The organism is Nannocystis pusilla, from assembly GCF_020073745.1.
GTDB lineage: Bacteria > Myxococcota_A > Polyangia > Nannocystales > Nannocystaceae > Nannocystis > Nannocystis radixulma.
In genome coordinates, this window is sequence record NZ_JAIRAU010000005.1 from 144,025 (window position 1) to 161,318 (window position 17,294).

At 66.2% G+C, this 17,294-nt stretch carries 10 protein-coding genes; all 10 read left to right on the forward strand.

The window, feature by feature from the left end:
- The first annotated feature begins 287 nt into the window (after positions 1-287).
- Complete coding sequence (locus K7C98_RS08545; protein WP_224191088.1) at positions 288-1,070, forward strand: hypothetical protein; 783 nt, start codon at positions 288-290, stop codon at positions 1,068-1,070.
- A gap of 111 nt (positions 1,071-1,181) precedes the next feature.
- Complete coding sequence (locus K7C98_RS08550) at positions 1,182-2,195, forward strand: TlpA family protein disulfide reductase (protein WP_224191089.1); 1,014 nt, start codon at positions 1,182-1,184, stop codon at positions 2,193-2,195.
- A gap of 11 nt (positions 2,196-2,206) precedes the next feature.
- On the forward strand, positions 2,207-3,655 hold the full coding sequence (locus tag K7C98_RS08555) for a hypothetical protein (RefSeq protein ID WP_224191090.1): 1,449 nt from the start codon (positions 2,207-2,209) through the stop codon (positions 3,653-3,655).
- Between the two features lie 19 nt (positions 3,656-3,674).
- Complete coding sequence (locus K7C98_RS08560; RefSeq protein WP_224191091.1) at positions 3,675-4,748, forward strand: DUF4215 domain-containing protein; 1,074 nt, start codon at positions 3,675-3,677, stop codon at positions 4,746-4,748.
- A 40-nt stretch (positions 4,749-4,788) separates the two neighbouring features.
- On the forward strand, positions 4,789-6,387 hold the full coding sequence (locus tag K7C98_RS43430) for a serine/threonine-protein kinase (protein WP_346660270.1): 1,599 nt from the start codon (positions 4,789-4,791) through the stop codon (positions 6,385-6,387).
- Positions 6,388-6,393: 6 nt separating this feature from the next.
- The gene (locus K7C98_RS08580; protein ID WP_224191093.1) at positions 6,394-7,524 is read left to right on the forward strand and encodes a hypothetical protein; all 1,131 of its coding nucleotides are present in this window, start codon (positions 6,394-6,396) and stop codon (positions 7,522-7,524) included.
- Between the two features lie 182 nt (positions 7,525-7,706).
- The gene (locus K7C98_RS08585) at positions 7,707-13,229 is read left to right on the forward strand and encodes a DEAD/DEAH box helicase (RefSeq protein ID WP_224191094.1); all 5,523 of its coding nucleotides are present in this window, start codon (positions 7,707-7,709) and stop codon (positions 13,227-13,229) included.
- Positions 13,226-15,253: a 3'-5' exonuclease gene (locus K7C98_RS08590; RefSeq protein ID WP_224191095.1), complete on the forward strand. Its 2,028-nt coding sequence runs from the start codon at positions 13,226-13,228 to the stop codon at positions 15,251-15,253. Before K7C98_RS08585 ends, K7C98_RS08590 begins: the two co-directional genes overlap by 4 nt.
- A gap of 90 nt (positions 15,254-15,343) precedes the next feature.
- Positions 15,344-16,363: a ParA family protein gene (locus tag K7C98_RS08595; protein ID WP_224191096.1), complete on the forward strand. Its 1,020-nt coding sequence runs from the start codon at positions 15,344-15,346 to the stop codon at positions 16,361-16,363.
- Positions 16,360-17,265, forward strand: a complete 906-nt coding sequence (locus K7C98_RS08600; RefSeq protein WP_224191097.1) for an SIR2 family protein — start codon at positions 16,360-16,362, stop codon at positions 17,263-17,265. Before K7C98_RS08595 ends, K7C98_RS08600 begins: the two co-directional genes overlap by 4 nt.
- The last annotated feature ends 29 nt before the right edge of the window (positions 17,266-17,294 follow it).

The following is a 17,294-nucleotide window of genomic DNA, read 5'->3' on the forward strand; positions in this document are numbered from 1 at the left end:
CCATGGATCCCCGGATCTCGACCTCCATGCCCCAACCGACCCTCTCGCCGGAGGATATGGCTGTCCGACAGCGCAGGCTCGACGAACGCGACGGCCGCCTACTCGTCGGTCTCACGGTACTGAGCGCCCTGAGCGCCGCCCTGGGCCTCGTTCTCGCGTTCCAGGTCTCTCAATACAACGCCGGCCGTCAGAGCAGCGCGGTCCCCCAGGTGTCAGTGGCGGAGTGTACCGAGGGGGAGTTGCCGAGTCGGTGCCAGCCCGGCGAAATCTGCCAGGACGGCCTCTGTGTGCCTCCAGGTGCGCCGACCCGCTGCGAGCCCGGGGCGCTCTGCGGCACCTGCGAGTGCGAGCAGCCGCTCGCGTGCGACGCTCAGAACGTCTGCGTCCTCCCGCGCAACCGGGGCGTCTGCGACGACGCGGACGTGATCAAGTTCCTCAGCGTGCTCAAGGAGAAGTGCGGCAACGCCCGGAAGTGCGAGAGCAAGGACCTCGACAAGTACGCCATCAACTACGGCGACTTCCTCAATCTGATGGTCCAGTTTCCGAGCACCCTGGCGATCCACTTCCCCGACGGCGAGCCCTCGCCGATGTCGACGCGGCGGTGGCCGCGCGCAGCGGAGAGCGAACACTACATCAATCGGATCCGCAGCGCGGCCCTGGAGGAGCTCAAGGAGGCCGATCGGGTGATCCTCGTGGGCCTCGCCAGCAGGGGGCGGAAAATCAAGGATCGCGACGTCAACACGGCGATCACGCTGCAACGCTTGATCGCCACCCAGGATCTGATCCGCAGCGCTGCCGCCTCCGTGCTCACTCCCGCCGAGGTGGACGGGATCGAGGAGAAGATCAGCTTCATCCACCTGGGCGACTGGCGGCCGATCGACGCCCGCTTCTATGGCAAGCAGTACGGCAACCGGCCGATCGCGTGGGACCGCGGCACCGAGGAGCATCTCATGAGCCTGGTGGAGCAGGGCGACGTCGCGGGCTCACCGGAGGATCTCCGCTGGCGCGATCGGCTGCTCAACCAGGTCGTCTTCGTCGTCCCGATCCCGTGCAAGCGCCCGGGGGGCTGAACCGTCATGCCGTCGCACGCTCCGCCCCCGTCCGACGATCAGCCGCGCTCCGCGGAGACGGTCGCCATCGTCGAGCTCGACACTCCGCCGAGCTCGGTCGCGGTCTCCGACGTGCCCCCAGTTCTGCGCGATCCGAGCAGCCGCTCCACGAACGTGCGCCCAGTTCAACCACCACGCGGGCTCCGATCGCGCGCTGTCCGTGCGACCTTCCTGGCCGCCCTCGTCGCCAGCCTGGCATGGGGTGTCCTCGAGATTCGCCACTGGCTCAGCATCAAGCCCAAGCCGCCCCGTGCAGGCACGACGGCGACCACCCCGAGCGCGACCGGCACAGGGCTGGCTTCGCCTTCCCCCGTCGAGGCGACGGACACCGCCGATTTCGACGACGACGATGATGCCACCTATCTGGGCCTGCGTGCCTTCTCCTTCCTTCGCACCCATGTCCGAAAAGATCAGAAGGATGGAGAGGGGCCGAGCGTCGAGCTCGCCAACGCGATTGCTCCGCAAGCGGTCACCGTGGTCAATCTGTGGGCCACCTGGTGCGGCCCCTGTCGCTCCGAGTTCGCCGGCTTCAAGAAGATGTTCGAGCTCAACCAGCGCGATCAGGCGTGGGGCGCCGAGACCCGGTTTGTCCCGATCCTCGTCGACGACGCCGAGAACGTACGCACCGCCTACGCGACGTACAGCGGCGACATGCCGAACATCCACGCCCCTCTGATCGACCTGAAGCTCGACGGCGGCGGCGTTCGCGGCGCGTTCTCCGATCTCAAGCTGCCGGCCGATACCGGACTGCCGGTCACGCTCCTCTTCGACTGCCACCGCCGACTCCGCTGGTCCAAGGCGAGCGCGCTCGACGAGGCCGCCTTCGCGGCTCTCGCCGACGAGATCGACAAACTGCGCGCCGAGCTCCGGCAGGACAAATGCAAGCCCCGGCGACCCGCCCCGGCGGAGGTGCCGAATCCTGAAGCCGCGTCGACCGATCCCCCTCGAAAGTCGTCTTGCAATCAGAACGACAAGTGCGACCCCGGCGAGGACTGCGGTCGCTGTCCTCGAGAGTGCCGCTGCAAAGACGGCGAGAAGTGCAACATCCGCCCTGACGGCCACGGCGTATGCAAAGAGAACATCTAGCCCCCCGAGCTATGCCCAATTTCCGCTCAAGACTCTCCCGCGCTGGCATCGCGCTCGTCACCGCCCTGAGCCTCGGCTCGAGCTCGGTCCAAGCAGCGGAGCCCGCCGCAAACAATCCAGAAGAGGCGCGCCGGTTCGAGGAAGCCCGTCAGCGCTACGCCGACGACCAGTATCTCCCGGCGGCCGAGCTCTTCGAGGCGCTGCATCACGACACCGGCAATTCGCTGTATCTCTATTACGCCGGGCTCGCACGCGAGGGCGCCGGCCATGACGCTCACGCCGCGTTGCACTGGCGGCGCGCCCTCAGTGCGGGTCTCGACGAGACGTTCGCAGCGAAGGCCCAGGGTCGACTCGATCAAGTCAAGGCGCGGACCACGGCATTCACCCTCACCGTGACGCCGGCTCCCCTCACGGATGGCGCCAGTCTCGAGCTGCGCTACCGCGGCGCCGGCGAGCGCCGGCCGCTCGTCGTGACGCAAGGCGACCTCCCGCTCCACCTCGAACCGGGCGACTGGACCGCCACGCTCACCGCGAAGCATCCTGGGTTCGAAAGCCTCGCCGTGCCCCTCAGCGTCGCACGTGGTACGCCGCAACTCGCGCAGGCGTTCGAGCTGCGCCCCATCGAGCACCCCGCGACTTTCGAGCTCGGACCCGAGGAGGCTGTCCGCGCCGGCATCGTGCTGACGCTGCGCGACCCCGACAATCTCGCCCCTGAGCGGCGCGAGACCCTCAGCAACGCCCGATTCACGGCTCCGCTGCGGGCCGGCGTCTGGAACTACACCCTCGAGGCGCCGGGGCATCGGAGTCAGTCCGGCACGCTCACGGTGGGACCGGGTGCCCCGCCTCTCACCATCATGCTGGCCCCTGCGACACCAACACCGCCGATGACGAGCGACGCGCTCCTCGCACCGCCGATGCGCCGCCGCCTCGCACTCGGCTACGGCATCGCCTCGATCGTCCCAGCCGTCGCCGGCGTCACCCTCACGGCGCTGGCGGCGAAGACCGATGTCCCGGCAGATCCGAACGGCAACCTCGCCGAGAACTCGCTCAAGCCCGTCAATGACCGCTTTCTCGGCGGCGGGCTCCTCCTCGGCACCACCGTCGGACTCTGGACCGGCACAGTCCTGACGGCGTTGCCCCTTCGCCGCCGCGCCTGGTACTTCGTCGTCGGGGCGGGCGGGGCGCTCGCTGTCGGCGGTCTGGCCTGGAATCTCGGCACATACGCGGCGTTCCGCGACGAGCACTTCACCGATGGCGGCCAGGGCAGCCCTTGCGATCTCTGCGGCTCGCTCTCCCCGGAGGAGTGGAAACGCGACCGCTCGCACCTCCTCGCGTCCACCCTCGTCCTCGGCCTTGGTGCTGGCCTCCTGCTCACGGCCGCGACCAACCTCATCATCGCCCGTCGCCGTCCCTCGCTCGCCCTCCGACCTGCGCCGACCGGCTTCTCGATTCGCTTCTAACCCCTCCGAGACCTCGATCATGCATCGCTCGTCCCTGTTCTCCCTCGCCGCCCTACTCACGCTGAGTGTCGCCTGCGCCCGCCCCAGGGGCGAGGACTCCTCGACGAGTTCGACCAGCACCACGGATTCGACCGCGTCGGAGACCACCGACACGACCGCGACCACGAACACGACCACGACCACCGAGACGGACACGAGCACCACGTCCACCACGACGCCCCCAGCCGAGTGCGGCAATGCGATCGTCGAGGGCGCCGAGGAGTGCGACGACGGTAACGAAGACGACACCGACGACTGCACGATGTTGTGCAAGAGCGCGAGTTGCGGCGACGGCTTCGTCCAGGCTGGCGTCGAGGACTGCGACGACGGGAACGACGACGACAGCGATACCTGCGCGTTGTGCAAGCCCGCGGCCTGCGGCGACGGCTTCGTCCAGACCGGCGTCGAGGACTGCGACGACGCCAACGCCGACGACACCGACGCCTGCGTGGGCATGTGCAAGAACGCGACCTGCGGCGACGGCTTCGTCCAGACCGGCGTCGAGGACTGCGACGACGAGGACGAGGATGATGCCGACGAGTGTAGCAACGCCTGCGAGGCTCCGCGGGTGATGTTCGTGACGAGCACGAAGTTCGACGGCAACCTCGGCGGTCTCACCGGCGCAGACGCCCTGTGCCAGGCCGCCGCCGACGCTGTCCCCGCCCTGCAAGGTAAGACCTTCAAGGCCTGGCTCAGCGACGACACCGATTCGCCGAGCACCCGACTCGACGTCAATTTCGGCGGCCGCTACGTGCTCGTGAACGATACCACCGTCGCCACCGGCTGGACCGACCTGACGGACGGGATGCTCGCCCATGCCGTTGATATGACGGAGACCGGGATGATGGTGGGTTCAGGACCATGGACCAATACGAAGGCTGACGGAACGGTGCTAGGCGCCGAACACTGCCAGAACTGGACCTTCGGCATGGTTGGACAGAAAGGCGCTTACGGCTTCACCACCGTCACGGACGCGACTTGGACGGACGCGGCGGATTCTAATTCATGCTCTGCGGCTTCACCCCTCTACTGCCTTGAGGACCCCTCGTCATGACTTGTAGCGACCACGCCCGACGACAAGAATGGGAGGACGCGTGATCCACGACTTCTCGGGCCGCACGCTCTCGCGCAAGTTCGTGCTCCACCGCCGGATCGGCTTCGGCGGCATGGCCACGGTCTACGAGGCCACGAACCTGCAGGTCGACAAGCGCGTCGCCGTCAAGGTGCTCAACCCCGAGTTCGTCACGCACGAGACCGTGTTGGTACGCTTCCGCCAGGAGGCGAGGAGCGCCGCGCGGCTCAGTCACCCGAACATCGTACAGATCCACGATTACGACGTCGACGGCGATCTTCCCTATATCGTGATGGAGTACCTCCACGGGTGCTCGCTGAGCGAACTACTCCGCCAGGGGTCCGGTTCGCTCGCCTGGCGACGCGTCGCGCTCATGTGTGCTCAGGTCTGCAGCGCGCTCCAGTATGCCCACGACCGGCAGATCCTGCACCGCGATATCAAGCCGAGCAACGTCTATCACCTGGAGGACTCCGAGCACGCGCCTGACCATGTCAAGCTCCTCGACTTCGGGATCGCCAAGGTACACTCGCTCGACCAGCACGAGCCCCACCCCCTGACCCGCCCATCGCAAGTTCCCGGGACTCCTGAGTACATGGCACCGGAACAGGCCCAGGGGCACCCTTGCGACGCGCGCACGGACATCTATGCCCTCGGCGTGATGATGTATCGAATGCTCGTGGGCCGGCTGCCATTCTATGCTGCCACGCCGACCGAGACCCTCGCGCAGCACGTCCTTCGCGCGCCGACACCACTGCGCCAAATAGCACCGAACATCGATATTCCACTGGAGCTCGAGGCGATCGTGCTCAAGGCTCTGGCGAAGTCCCCTGACCATCGGTGGAATACGGCCCAGGCGCTGCGCGACGCGCTGTTCGCCGTACTCGACGACCCTCACCGGACGCTCGTGCGCATCTCGCAGCCCATGTCGACACGCTCGTCCGCCGAGGCGCCCGCGGTCGAGGGGGTCGCTGTGCCGGCCTGGACCACCCTGCAGACCATCGAATGGCGCGACATGTTTCTGCGCCAGCGCCGAGTCGCGGGGGCCTTCACCGGCATCTCTGTCGGGCTCGGCGCCTTCATGTTCTTCTCGCTCTTTCCGCTGCCCGGCGTCCAGCTCATCGCCGGCGGCGCAGCCCCGCCTCCCTCGCCAGAGCGGCCCCGCACACGTGTCCGCCCGACGCCGCCCCCGCCGCTGGTCGCAGGCTCTCCCGTGGCAGCGCAGTCGATCGTCGCGCCCCCGCCGCCTGAGAGGGAGGCCGTCATCATTCCTGACATTCCTTCGGCCGAAAGTCCTCCCACGCCCCCCGTCACCAAGCAGCCGCCGCCAGCGGCGCGTCCACCTGCACCGCCTCCGGATCCCAAACGAAGCATCGAAGGCTTCCTGCGGCGAAGCCGCGCCAAGTTCCGCGAGTGCAGCGAGATGATCCCCTTCAACGAGCCCACCACGCTCCGGATCGACCTCACCCTCGAGCCGAGTACGGGGCGCGCCTTCGACGCCGTCGTCGCTGGCGACCTCAAGAACAAGCCCTTCGCCGTCTGCGCCGTCAAGGTCCTGCGCGGTCTGAAATATCCGCGCTACGCGGGCGAGGGCCAGCTCAAGAACCTCGAACTCAAGCTCTGAGCCGCCATGAAGCTCCTCTTACCGACGAATCTCGGGGTCGCCGTCGCGTTCGCGTCCTTGTTCCTCGCCTCACCCGCGCGCGCCGCTGCGCCGGCCCTCGGTCGCGAGGACCTGGCCCCGGTGCACAAGCTGGCAAACACGATGAAGGGGCAGCTCGAGTGCAACCCGGTCGAGCCTGGAGTTGCACCGCCCGCCGCGAATGTCGAGGCCGCGGCTGAATATGCACACATCGCCGGCATGTTCGCCTTCGCGGCTCAGCACTACCCCGCCGACGAGAAAGGCGACCGGGTCAGCCAGATCAACGCTCTGATCGACGACGCCAGCCTCGCCTACGAGCGCGCCTACGATTGCGCCCCCAGTCTGTCAAACGCCTTCTATCTCCTCCGCGCGATCGAACTGCTGGGCTCGCGGGTGGTTCACCTCGTTCAGGTCGAGAAGCTCGACGAGAGCGCTCCTCGCGTCCAGGAGCTCGTCGCCCGACGCGACCGGCTCCGCGACAAGCTGCCGTCACCGCCTCAATGTCCCGTCTGCATCAAATGCGAGACCTGCCCGAAGCCGCCCCCACCTCCGTCCGGTTATCGTGGCCTCTACACAGGGCGCCTCGCGCTGAGCCTGGGCCTCGGTGGCGGCCAGGCCCGGCTTGGCGGCGAGAGAGCCGGAGTAATCGGACATTTGACCCTGCGCACCGCCTTCGGGGCTCGATTCGTCCTTGGCAAGCAGGAGCGGCATCTCCTGACCGCTGGCCTGCATTATGCACTACAGGCTGGTCTCAGCTACGCGAGCGATTCCCTTCCAGCCGCCCGTCCGCCACGCCCTTCCGCGATCCACCAGGCCGGCCCATACCTCGAATACGCGTTCGCCCCCCACCCTCACTTCTCGGTCCACGGCCACCTATCCCTATCGATCAGCGCCGGTGTCGTCTGGTTCGAAGCCGCGGGCGGACTGCGCAATTTGGGCTTCAGCTCCCTCACTCCCGGCGGCGGCGGCGCCATCTGCACGCTCCGCGGTGTGTTATGCGCGCGCGGGCACGGCTATGGGAGCGTGCTCCAGAAGAACTCCCTCACTGGCTACGATCTCACCCTCGCTGTCGACCTGTTCCGTGTCACCGACGCGCTCCTCGCACGCCGGGACCGATGATCAAGGTGTCGATTTGCTCCGGCTCGGACTCACGCGTGCGGGTGGTCCGACGCAGAGCCAGCCCTCAAGGCGTTAGAGGGGTGACGAGGACAGGCCACTTCAAAGTGAGTTATGTCTCACAGGCAGGACACTTGGGGGGCGCCGTTGTCGCGGCTTGAGGCCTGGAGTATCCTGCCGCACTCATGGATGTGTTCACCCTGCGAGATCAGGTCCTGGACGACTACCAGGGCTACATCCGCAGCTTTTTGACTGTCCGCGACCAAAAAATCGCCGCCCTGATCGAGCGCGAACTGCGCGAGGGGCATCTGTGGCCGAAACCGCTCCTCCAGATCAACCCCGCCTTTGAGAGCGGGGACAGACTCGACGAGCTGATCGCCGACGGCACGCTGCACGCGGCATGCGACCGCATTTTTCGTGACAAGCCAGACCCTGACGTAGACCGGGGCCCACTTGGCCTCTACCGGCACCAAGTCGACGGAATCCGCGCCGGCCGGGCAGGGGATCCTTTTGTCGTCACGACGGGAACCGGCTCTGGCAAGAGCCTCTCGTACATCGTCCCGATCGTCGACCACGTCCTCCGCGAACGACAGAACGCACCCGAGCGCCGGATCCGCGCGATCATCGTCTACCCAATGAACGCGCTGGCCAACAGTCAGAAGCGCGAGCTTGAGAAGTTCCTCGAACACGGCTATCCCGACGGCCCACCCGTCACGTTCCGGTGCTACACAGGCCAGGAGAAGCCCGAGAAGCGCAAGGAGATTCTCCAAAACCCTCCCGACATCCTGCTGACGAATTTCGTCATGCTCGAGCTGATCCTCACTCGGCACGACGAACGTCGGTTGATCGACGCCGCCCAGGGTCTCCGCTTCCTGGTCCTCGACGAGCTACACACCTACCGCGGCCGCCAGGGCGCCGATGTCGCCCTTCTCGTGCGGCGCGTTCGTGAGGCGTGCCGGGCGAGCGACCTCGTATGCATCGGCACCTCCGCCACGCTCGCAGCGAGTGGCACTTGGCGCGAACAGCAGACCGAGGTCGCCCGAGTTGCCTCCTTGATCTTCGGCGCCTCAGTCCGCCCGCAGCGCGTCATCGGCGAGCACCTCCGGCGCCGCACGAGCCCGCTCGACCTCGACGACCCGACCACCCGCGCACTTCTCCGAGCCCGCGTCGAGCAAGGCCCGACCCCCAGCCTCGACGCGGAAGACCCGCTAGCCGCCTGGATCGAGAGCGCCCTCGGTCTCGATCTCGCTAGCGACGGCCGTCTCGTTCGCCGCAAACCGCGAACACTCGAGGGCGTCGCCGACGAGCTCGCCCGCGAGCTCGACCTCCCGCCGGCTACCTGCACCCGGACGCTCGCCGCCGCCCTGCTCGCCAAGACCGCCGAGGCCCGCCCGTTCTTCGCCCTGCGCGTCCACCAATTTCTCTCCAAGGGCGACACCGTCTACGCCGTACTGCAACCCCAGCAAGAGCGACACCTGACCCTGTACGCCCAGCAATTCGCCCCCGGCAGCGGCGGAGCCGAGCGGCTCTATCCTCTCGTCTTTTGCCGCGAATGCGGCCAGGAGTATTACGCCGTCATCCGGCGCTCCAATGAACAGGGCGTCACCTATCTTCCACGCCCCCGCGACCTGCCCGACAATCCCGACACAGAGATAGGCTACCTCTACCTCAATACCAGCGATCCTTGGCCTGACCATCCCGACGACCTCCCGCGTCTCCCCGACGCCTGGATCGAGTCCAAGGATGGTAAGCTCCGCCTCCGCCGTGAGCGCCGCGACGACGTCCCGCGCCCCTGCTTCGTCGCCCCCGACGGCCGCGAGGGTCACGGCGACCTCCGCGTCCACTACCTCCGGGCTCCCTTCCGCTTCTGCCTGCAGTGTGGTGTCCAGTACAGCGCCCACGCCCGCTCGGACTTCGGCAAGCTCGCGACCCTCGGCACCGAGGGCCGCAGCACGGCAACCACCCTGCTCAGCCTTTCAACGGTCCGCCGTCTCCGCCGCACGAAGGATCTCGATCCCGTTGCCCAGAAGCTCCTGAGCTTCACCGACAACCGCCAGGACGCCTCGCTTCAGGCCGGCCACTTCAACGACTTCGTCCACATCGCCATCGTTCGCTCCGCCCTGTGGCGCGCGGTCGCGGCCGCCGGCCCCGCGGGTCTCACCCACGAGAACCTCACCGACGCCGTCTTTCGCGCCCTGGGTCTTCCGCTCGCGCTCTACGCCAGCAACCCACAAGTCGAGTACCGCCAGCGCGAGGAGACCGACCGGGCTCTCCGCCGCGTCCTCGGCTACCACGTCTACCGCGACCTCAAGCGCGGCTGGCGACTCGTCGCGCCCAACCTCGAGCAGTCCGGCGTGCTCGTCCTCGACTACAGCTCCCTCGCCGAGTTCAGCGCCGACACGCCGAAGTGGACTCAGCACCACCCGGCGCTAGTCCGGGCCCACCCCGAGCAGCGTCAACAAATCTGCCGGATCCTCCTCGACCACCTGCGCCGCGAGCTGGCGATCCGCGTCGAGTACCTCGACGAGACCCGTCGTGACGCGCTCCTGCAGATGTCGAGCCAGTACCTCAACGACCGCTGGCGGATCGACGACTTCGAGCGTAACCTCGAGCTGGCCAGCGTCGCCTTCCCCTGCGGCGAGCACCCGCGGATCCGCAACCCGCGGGCGCTCTTCGTCTCCCCACGCGGCGGCTTCGCCCGCTTCGTCCGCCACAGCTTGCGGACCGAGCTCAAGACCGACGACCTTGAGCACATCCTCGGCGAGATCTTCGAGGCGTTGCTGATTCCCGGCCTGCTCGACCGCGTGCAGCCAGCCCGCGACGGTGCTCCGCCGGGCTACATGGTCGCGGCTTCGGGCTTGATCTGGCGCGCTGGTGACGGCGAGGAGCGCTCCTGGGATCCCATGCGCGTTCCTCAACCCCCCTCGCACGGTCTGCGACCGAACGAGTTCTTCACGAACTTCTATCGCGGCACAAACCACGACCTTCACACCCTCGAGGCCCGCGAGCACACCGCCCAGGTCAGCAACGCCGAGCGCCAGGAGCGTGAGAACCGCTTCCGCAGCGCCGAGCTCCCGATCCTGTACTGCTCGCCGACGATGGAGCTCGGGGTCGACATCCGCGACCTCAACGTCGTCAACATGCGCAACATCCCGCCGACCCCGGCCAACTACGCCCAGCGGAGCGGCCGGGCAGGGCGCAGCGGCCAACCGGCGTTCATCTACACCTACTGCACCGCCACCAGTCCCCACGACCAATACTTCTTCCGCCGCCCCGAGAAGATGGTCGCGGGCGTCGTCAGCACCCCACGGATCGACCTCGGCAATGAGGATCTCCTGCGAGCCCACGTCCACGCGATCTGGCTCGCCGAGGCCGACCTCGATCTCGGAGACTCGCTCGGCCAGATCCTCGACATCGCCGGCGACCGGCCGACCCTACGCCTTCTGCCCCACGTCGAGGCCAAACTCGCCGATCAGCCCGCGCGCGAACGCGCCCATTGGCGCGCGGCCACTGCCCTGCAGGATGCTCTGCGCGACTACCTCGCGCAGCGTGGCATATCCGTCGACGCCTGGCTCGGCGACATCTTCTCGAACCTACGGGACAACTTCGACGCCGCGTGCGACCGCTGGCGCAGCCTCTTCGCCACCGCGAAGGCTCAGCTCCAGCGGCAGCACAAGATCGCCGAGGATCACTCCAGGCCCGCCTTCGAGCGCGACCAGGCCAAGCGTCTGCGCGAGGAGGCCGACCGCCAGCTCAGCCTGCTCGTCGACCACGACCCGGACCAGCAGCACTCCGACTTCTACCCCTACCGCTATTTCGCCTGCGAGGGCTTCCTCCCCGGTTACAACTTCCCCAGGCTGCCGCTCTCGGCCTATCTGCCCGGCGCTCGAAAGCGCCGCCGTGGCCAGCGCGACGACGAGTACCTGTCCCGGCCGCGCTTCCTGGCAATCTCCGAGTTCGGCCCGCGCGCGTTTCTCTATCACGAGGGTTCGCGCTACGTGATCAACCGCGTACTTCTCTCGGCGGACAGCGCCGAAGGCGCCCGGCGCCTCAAGGTCCGCGCCGCCCTCTGCCAGGCGTGCGGCTACCTCCACCAGCTCACCGACGAGCCCGCGCCCGATCTCTGCGTCCGTTGCCACGCCCGCCTCGGTACGCCCTTCACCAACCTCTTCCGCATGCGCCATGTCGCCGCGCGCAGGCGTGACCGGATCACCTGCGACGAAGAAGAGCGCCAGCGCCTCGGCTACGAGCTCAAGACCGGCGTCCAATTCGCCGGTCAACGAAGCAGCCGCCCCGACGCCCGCGCCGCCGTTCTGTACGGCGAAGACAACGTCCCGCTCGCTGATCTCATCTACGGCCACGCCGCGACCGTCTGGCGGATCAACCTCGGCTGGCGTCGCCGCAAGCCCGATCAACCTCTCGGCTTCGAGCTCGACACCGAACGCGGCTACTGGGCGCGCAGCCGCCCCGACCAGGAAGACGACCCCGATCCTGACGACCCCGCCTCGCCGCAGCAGGAGCGCGTGATCCCCTACGTCGACGACACGCGCAACTGCCTGCTCCTCCGTCCGATCGGAAATGTAGACGACGCCCTGATGGCCTCGCTGCAGGCCGCGCTGAAGACCGCGATCCAGCTCCACTTCCAGCTCGAGGACCGCGAGCTCGCCGCCGAGCCTCTCCCGTCCACCGGCGATCGCCAGCAGCTCCTCTTCTACGAGGCATCCGAGGGCGGTGCCGGCGTCTTGCGCCTACTCGTCGAAGACGAGGGCAAGCGGGCCCTCGCCAAAGTCGCCGAGACCGCCCTCGAGCTGTGCCACTTCGACGTCCACGACGGCGTCGATCAGGGTCATGCCCCCGGCGCCCGCGAGCGATGCGAGGCCGCCTGCTACGATTGCCTCCTGTCGTACTCTAACCAGTACGACCACCCGATCCTCGATCGCAAGCTCCTACCTGAGCTTCTGCTCCGCTGGTCGAAGGGCCATGTCACGGTCGAGGAATCCGCCCCTCCGAGCAGCCAGGGCGAACGTACGACCTCCCTCGCCGGCCAGAGCACCTCCGACCTCGAGCGCCGATTTCTCGACCTCCTCGTCGACCTCGGTCTCGCTCTCCCGGACGCCGCGCAAAAACACCTCGCAGTCGGGCAGTGCACCGCGAGCTTCTTCTACTCGGCCCACGGCCTCGCTGTCTTCATCGACGATGCCAGCCATGACAGCCCCGCACAGGCTCGCCTCGACCAGGCCGCTATCGAGCGCCTCGAGGACGCCGGCTACGGAGTGCTGCGCTTCCACCATGCCGCGGACTGGACCGCCATCCTGCATGCCAACCCGAGCATCTTCGGCACCGGAAGCACGAGCCCGCGACCAACGACTGCACCCGCGCCCGCTGCGCCGCAGGCCCTCACGTCCGACCTCGACCTCGACCTCTACCCCAGCGCCTGGCATCCCGTCCTGCAGGCGCTCGCGGGCAGTCCCGGCGTCACCATCGAGCCCGGCAGCGAGGTTACCGACGCACGCGGTCGCGTCGTCGGCAGCTTCATCGCCACGCTCGCCCGCGGACCCGCCCTCGTCCATCTCGTCGACGGCGCGGACTCCGACTCGTCTCGCGTCAAGAAGGCCCTCGCCACCGCGAGCGCCACCGTCGTCGCCCTCACTGCTGAAGAGGCCAACCGCCTCGGTCCCGACTCACTCCTCGCACGGGTGTTCGCATGACCGCCTTCCTCTTCGCCAACAACTTCTTCCCCGAGCTCGACCACTTGAGCGCCGACGACCGCGGCGCTGTCACGACCTTCATCGGCGAGTTTCAGCGCAACCCCAAAAGTCCCGGCATCAGCCTCGAGCGCCTGCAGAACGACCTCTGGTCCGGTCGCGTCACTCGTGACCTGCGCGCGATCCTCCACAAGGACGGCGACATTTGGGTTTTCCTCCGCGTCGATCACCACGACGACGCCTACCGCTGGGCCGAGCGCCGCCGTGCAGGCCGCCATCCGACCACCGGCGCCCTGCAAGTCGTGGAGACCGTTGTCCGCGAGGTCGAGCGCCCGGTCGAGCCGGCGGCCCCACCGCTCTTTGCCGAGCGCTCCGACAGCTACCTCCTCAGCCTCGGTGTACCGAGCACGTGGCTTCCGACCCTCCGGGAAATCCGCGACGAGCAAACCCTCCTGGGCGTCCTCGCCCATCTCCCACAGGACGTCGCCGAGCTTCTGCTCCGCCTCTCCACTGGCGAGCTCGTCACGCCGCCCGAACCCATCCCCCCATCGACCCCGATCCTCGATGCACCCGCCGCCCGCCGCGATTTCGAAGTCATCGGGGACGAAGCCACCCTGCGTCGCGCCATGGAGGCGCCCTTCGAGCGGTGGATCCACTTCCTCCACCCCTCGCAGCAGGATCTCGTCACCGCAGGCTTCTCAGGCCCTGCGAAGGTCTCCGGCGCGGCCGGCACCGGCAAGACCGTCGTCGCCATGCACCGGGCTCGCCACCTCGCGCGCCAGGGCAAACGTGTCCTTCTGACCAGCTATGTCAATGCCCTCTGTGGCAACCTCGAGCGCCAGCTCCGCCAACTCTGCACCCCCGACGAGCTCGCGCGGATCCGCGTCTCCACCGTCCACAACCAGCTCCTCGTTGTTCTGCGCAAACAGGACCCCGACCTGCACTGGGCCGACGACGGCGCGATCAAGAGTGCGCTCGCCCGTGCCGCCCGTGAGGTCCCCGGAGGTTTCGACGTGGATTTCCTCGCCGCCGAGTGGGCCCATGTGATTCAGCCGCAGGGCATCGTCACGTGGGAGCAGTACCGCGACGTCCGCCGCACCGGCCGCGGCCGGGCGCTCAGCGTCCGGGAGCGCAAACAGATCTGGCAGGTCTTCGTCCGCCTGCGCGAGCACCTCGCCGGCGCACGCAAAGGCGACCGCGCCGCCCTCTGCGCCCGCGCCATCGACCTCCTCGCCTCCGGCAAGGTCGCCAGCGAGTTCGACGCCGTCCTGGTCGACGAGCTCCAGGACTTGCAGGCCGGCGAGCTCCGCCTCCTCAAGGCCCTCTGCAAGAGCCCCGGCGACCTGATGCTCGTCGGCGACGCCGGCCAGCGGATCTACGGCCCTGGCTTTAGCCTTAGTGCCCTCGGCATCGAGGTCCGCGGCCGTTCCTACATCCTCAAGGTCAACTACCGGACCACGGAGCAGATCCGCCAACATGCCGACCGCGTCCTCGGCGACCCGGTCGACAACCTGGACGGCCACACCGAGACCCGCCGCAACACCCGCAGCCTCGTCCAGGGTCCCGTCCCCACCTTCCAGGCCCACCGCAGCAGCAAGGCCGAGGTCGAGGCCGCCGCCGCCTTGGTCCGCCAGTTCATCGCCGACAAGTTCCCTGCCTCCGCGATCGCCATCTTCGCCCGCACCAACAACCAGCTCGACGCCGTCGACGCAGCCCTCGCCGCCCTCCAACTCCCCTCGTACCGCCTCCGCGATGACGACGACCGCGACAACGCAACCGGCGTCCGCCTCGGCACCATGCACGGGGCCAAGGGTCTGGAATTCCGCGCCGTGATCGTCGTGGGCTGCAGCGACAGGTACCTCCCCCACGCCGCGGTGCTCAAGGATATCCAGGACCCCAACGACCGCGAGCACGCGATCCAGAGCGAACGCCAGCTCCTCTACGTCGCCATGACGCGCGCCCGCGAGCGCCTGCTCCTCTCCTGGTCCGGCGCGCCGAGCCGTTTCCTTATTCCTGTCCCAGTGTAGGTGGCCATCTGAGTGCGGCCCTCAGAAGGCTGTCCAAACGCACAGTGTTCAATCCCGCAGATTTCGACCAGAATCCTGATCAGGAGCCAGATGCAGACGAAGAAGTCGATCGCGTTCTTCAACAACAAGGGCGGAGTGGGAAAGACTACGCTGGCCTGTAACTTCGCCGCATATGCGGCAGCGCAAGGCATTAGTGTTGCGATAGTTGACCTAGATCCGCAATGCAACGCGACTCAACTTCTCTTGAGCGACGAGCAATGGGAGGCATTGTTTGAAGACCGGTCTCGCGCTGAATCTCTCACTGTACTCCATGCTCTCAGCCACATCCGTCTCGGCGACTCTGATACCGTCACGGATCTTTCGTCGATGGAGTCGGAGCGTTTCGGAGTCCATGTCATCCCCGGCCATCCTAGCCTTGCAGTTGTTGAAGACAAGTTGAGTTCCTCGTGGTCTGAGTTCGAGCGCAAAGATCTGGGTGGCGCACGTAGAACATGCTGGGCCCGCAACCTCATTCGATCGCTAAATACATCCTTCGATCTCGTCATCATCGATGTAGGACCGAGCCTGGGCGCACTCAATCGATGCGCATTGATCGCCGCCGATACGTTCATCACTCCCATTTCCTCTGACCTGTTCAGTCTCTACGCCCTTGAAAACATTGCACTTTGGCTATCTGACTGGTTAGTAACCTACCGAGATGCCTACGACGGAGTGGCAAGGAAGATGCCCGCAGATCTTGCAAAATTTCCGGAGATCACCCGGCAACTTCCACTGACACGAGGTTATTTGGGATACACAACGCAGCAGTACGTGACCAAGACATCAGCAGGGGAGCGTCGAAAGACTCAGGCATACGAACACTTCAGGGAACAGGTCCCAGAATCAATCGAAAGTCTCACTGCAATGGGGGTCGTAAGGGAACCTGATCTCGATCTTGGCATCATTCCCAACATGTTCTCGATGGTCCCGCTCGCTCAGGCTGCGCATGCGCCTGTAAGCGCCCTGACCAAGGAAGACGGACTGCGCGGTGCACAATTCTCGCAGCAGGAAAAGTACGTCGATGAACTGAATCGCGTTTTCGCAAAGATCCTCGATCGGGCATCTCGATGAACAGCACACAATTCCGACCTGAGTGGCGAGCGGACTTCATCGAGCAAGTCGCCCGCAAGCGTTACGTCGTATTCATAGGAGCAGGCGCATCCGCAAGCTGCAAGAACGACGCCGGCCATTCTCCGCCCACGTGGGGAGAACTTCTCCTTGAATGCGCAGCGCGCCTCGCTGACTCCAACACCAGAACCACCGCAAATCAGCTTATTCATAGCGGAGAATACCTCCTAGCCGCAGAGCACATCTACGCTTCGTATCGTAGACTAGGCCTCCTGACTGATCTCTGGCGCCTGATCGAAGAGAAAGTTGACGGACCCAAGAATGCACGACATCTCCCGTCAAACGTATACAAGCAGCTGCTCAGGCTCGAGCCAGATGTCGTTGTTACCACAAATTTCGATCGCATCTTCGAACGGGCAACAGGGGGAAATGACAATTTCACCGTATTCACATGGGTAAAGAAATCAGGGCAACAAGTTACCCTGGCAGACCGCATTCGTGCAGGAGACCCGGTTCTTATCAAAATCCACGGGTGCATGTCTGAAGCATCATCGATAACCCTAACCCGCAGCCTATATGCTATTACGCGGCGCGAGGGGGCGGACACTTTTGCCGCCGTCAAAGCACTTTGCATGACCAGACCAGTGCTGTTTGTGGGCTATCGGTTGGCCGACCCAGATATTCAGCTCCTTCTGGAAGACTCGGGCGTTGGAACGTATTTTCATGCTGGTCACTATTTGATTACTGAGGAGCAACCCACCGAAGCTCATGCGAGGGCGCTCGAGAGCTCATTCGGGATTCATGTGCATTATTACCCAAAGGGAGCGCATGAAGAGCTGCCGCTCATCCTTGAAGACTTGGCGAACAAGGTAGACAGTTGGCATGCGAGCCGCCGTCTTCCGTGAAAGCAATATGAAGGCCGAGAAATGCACTT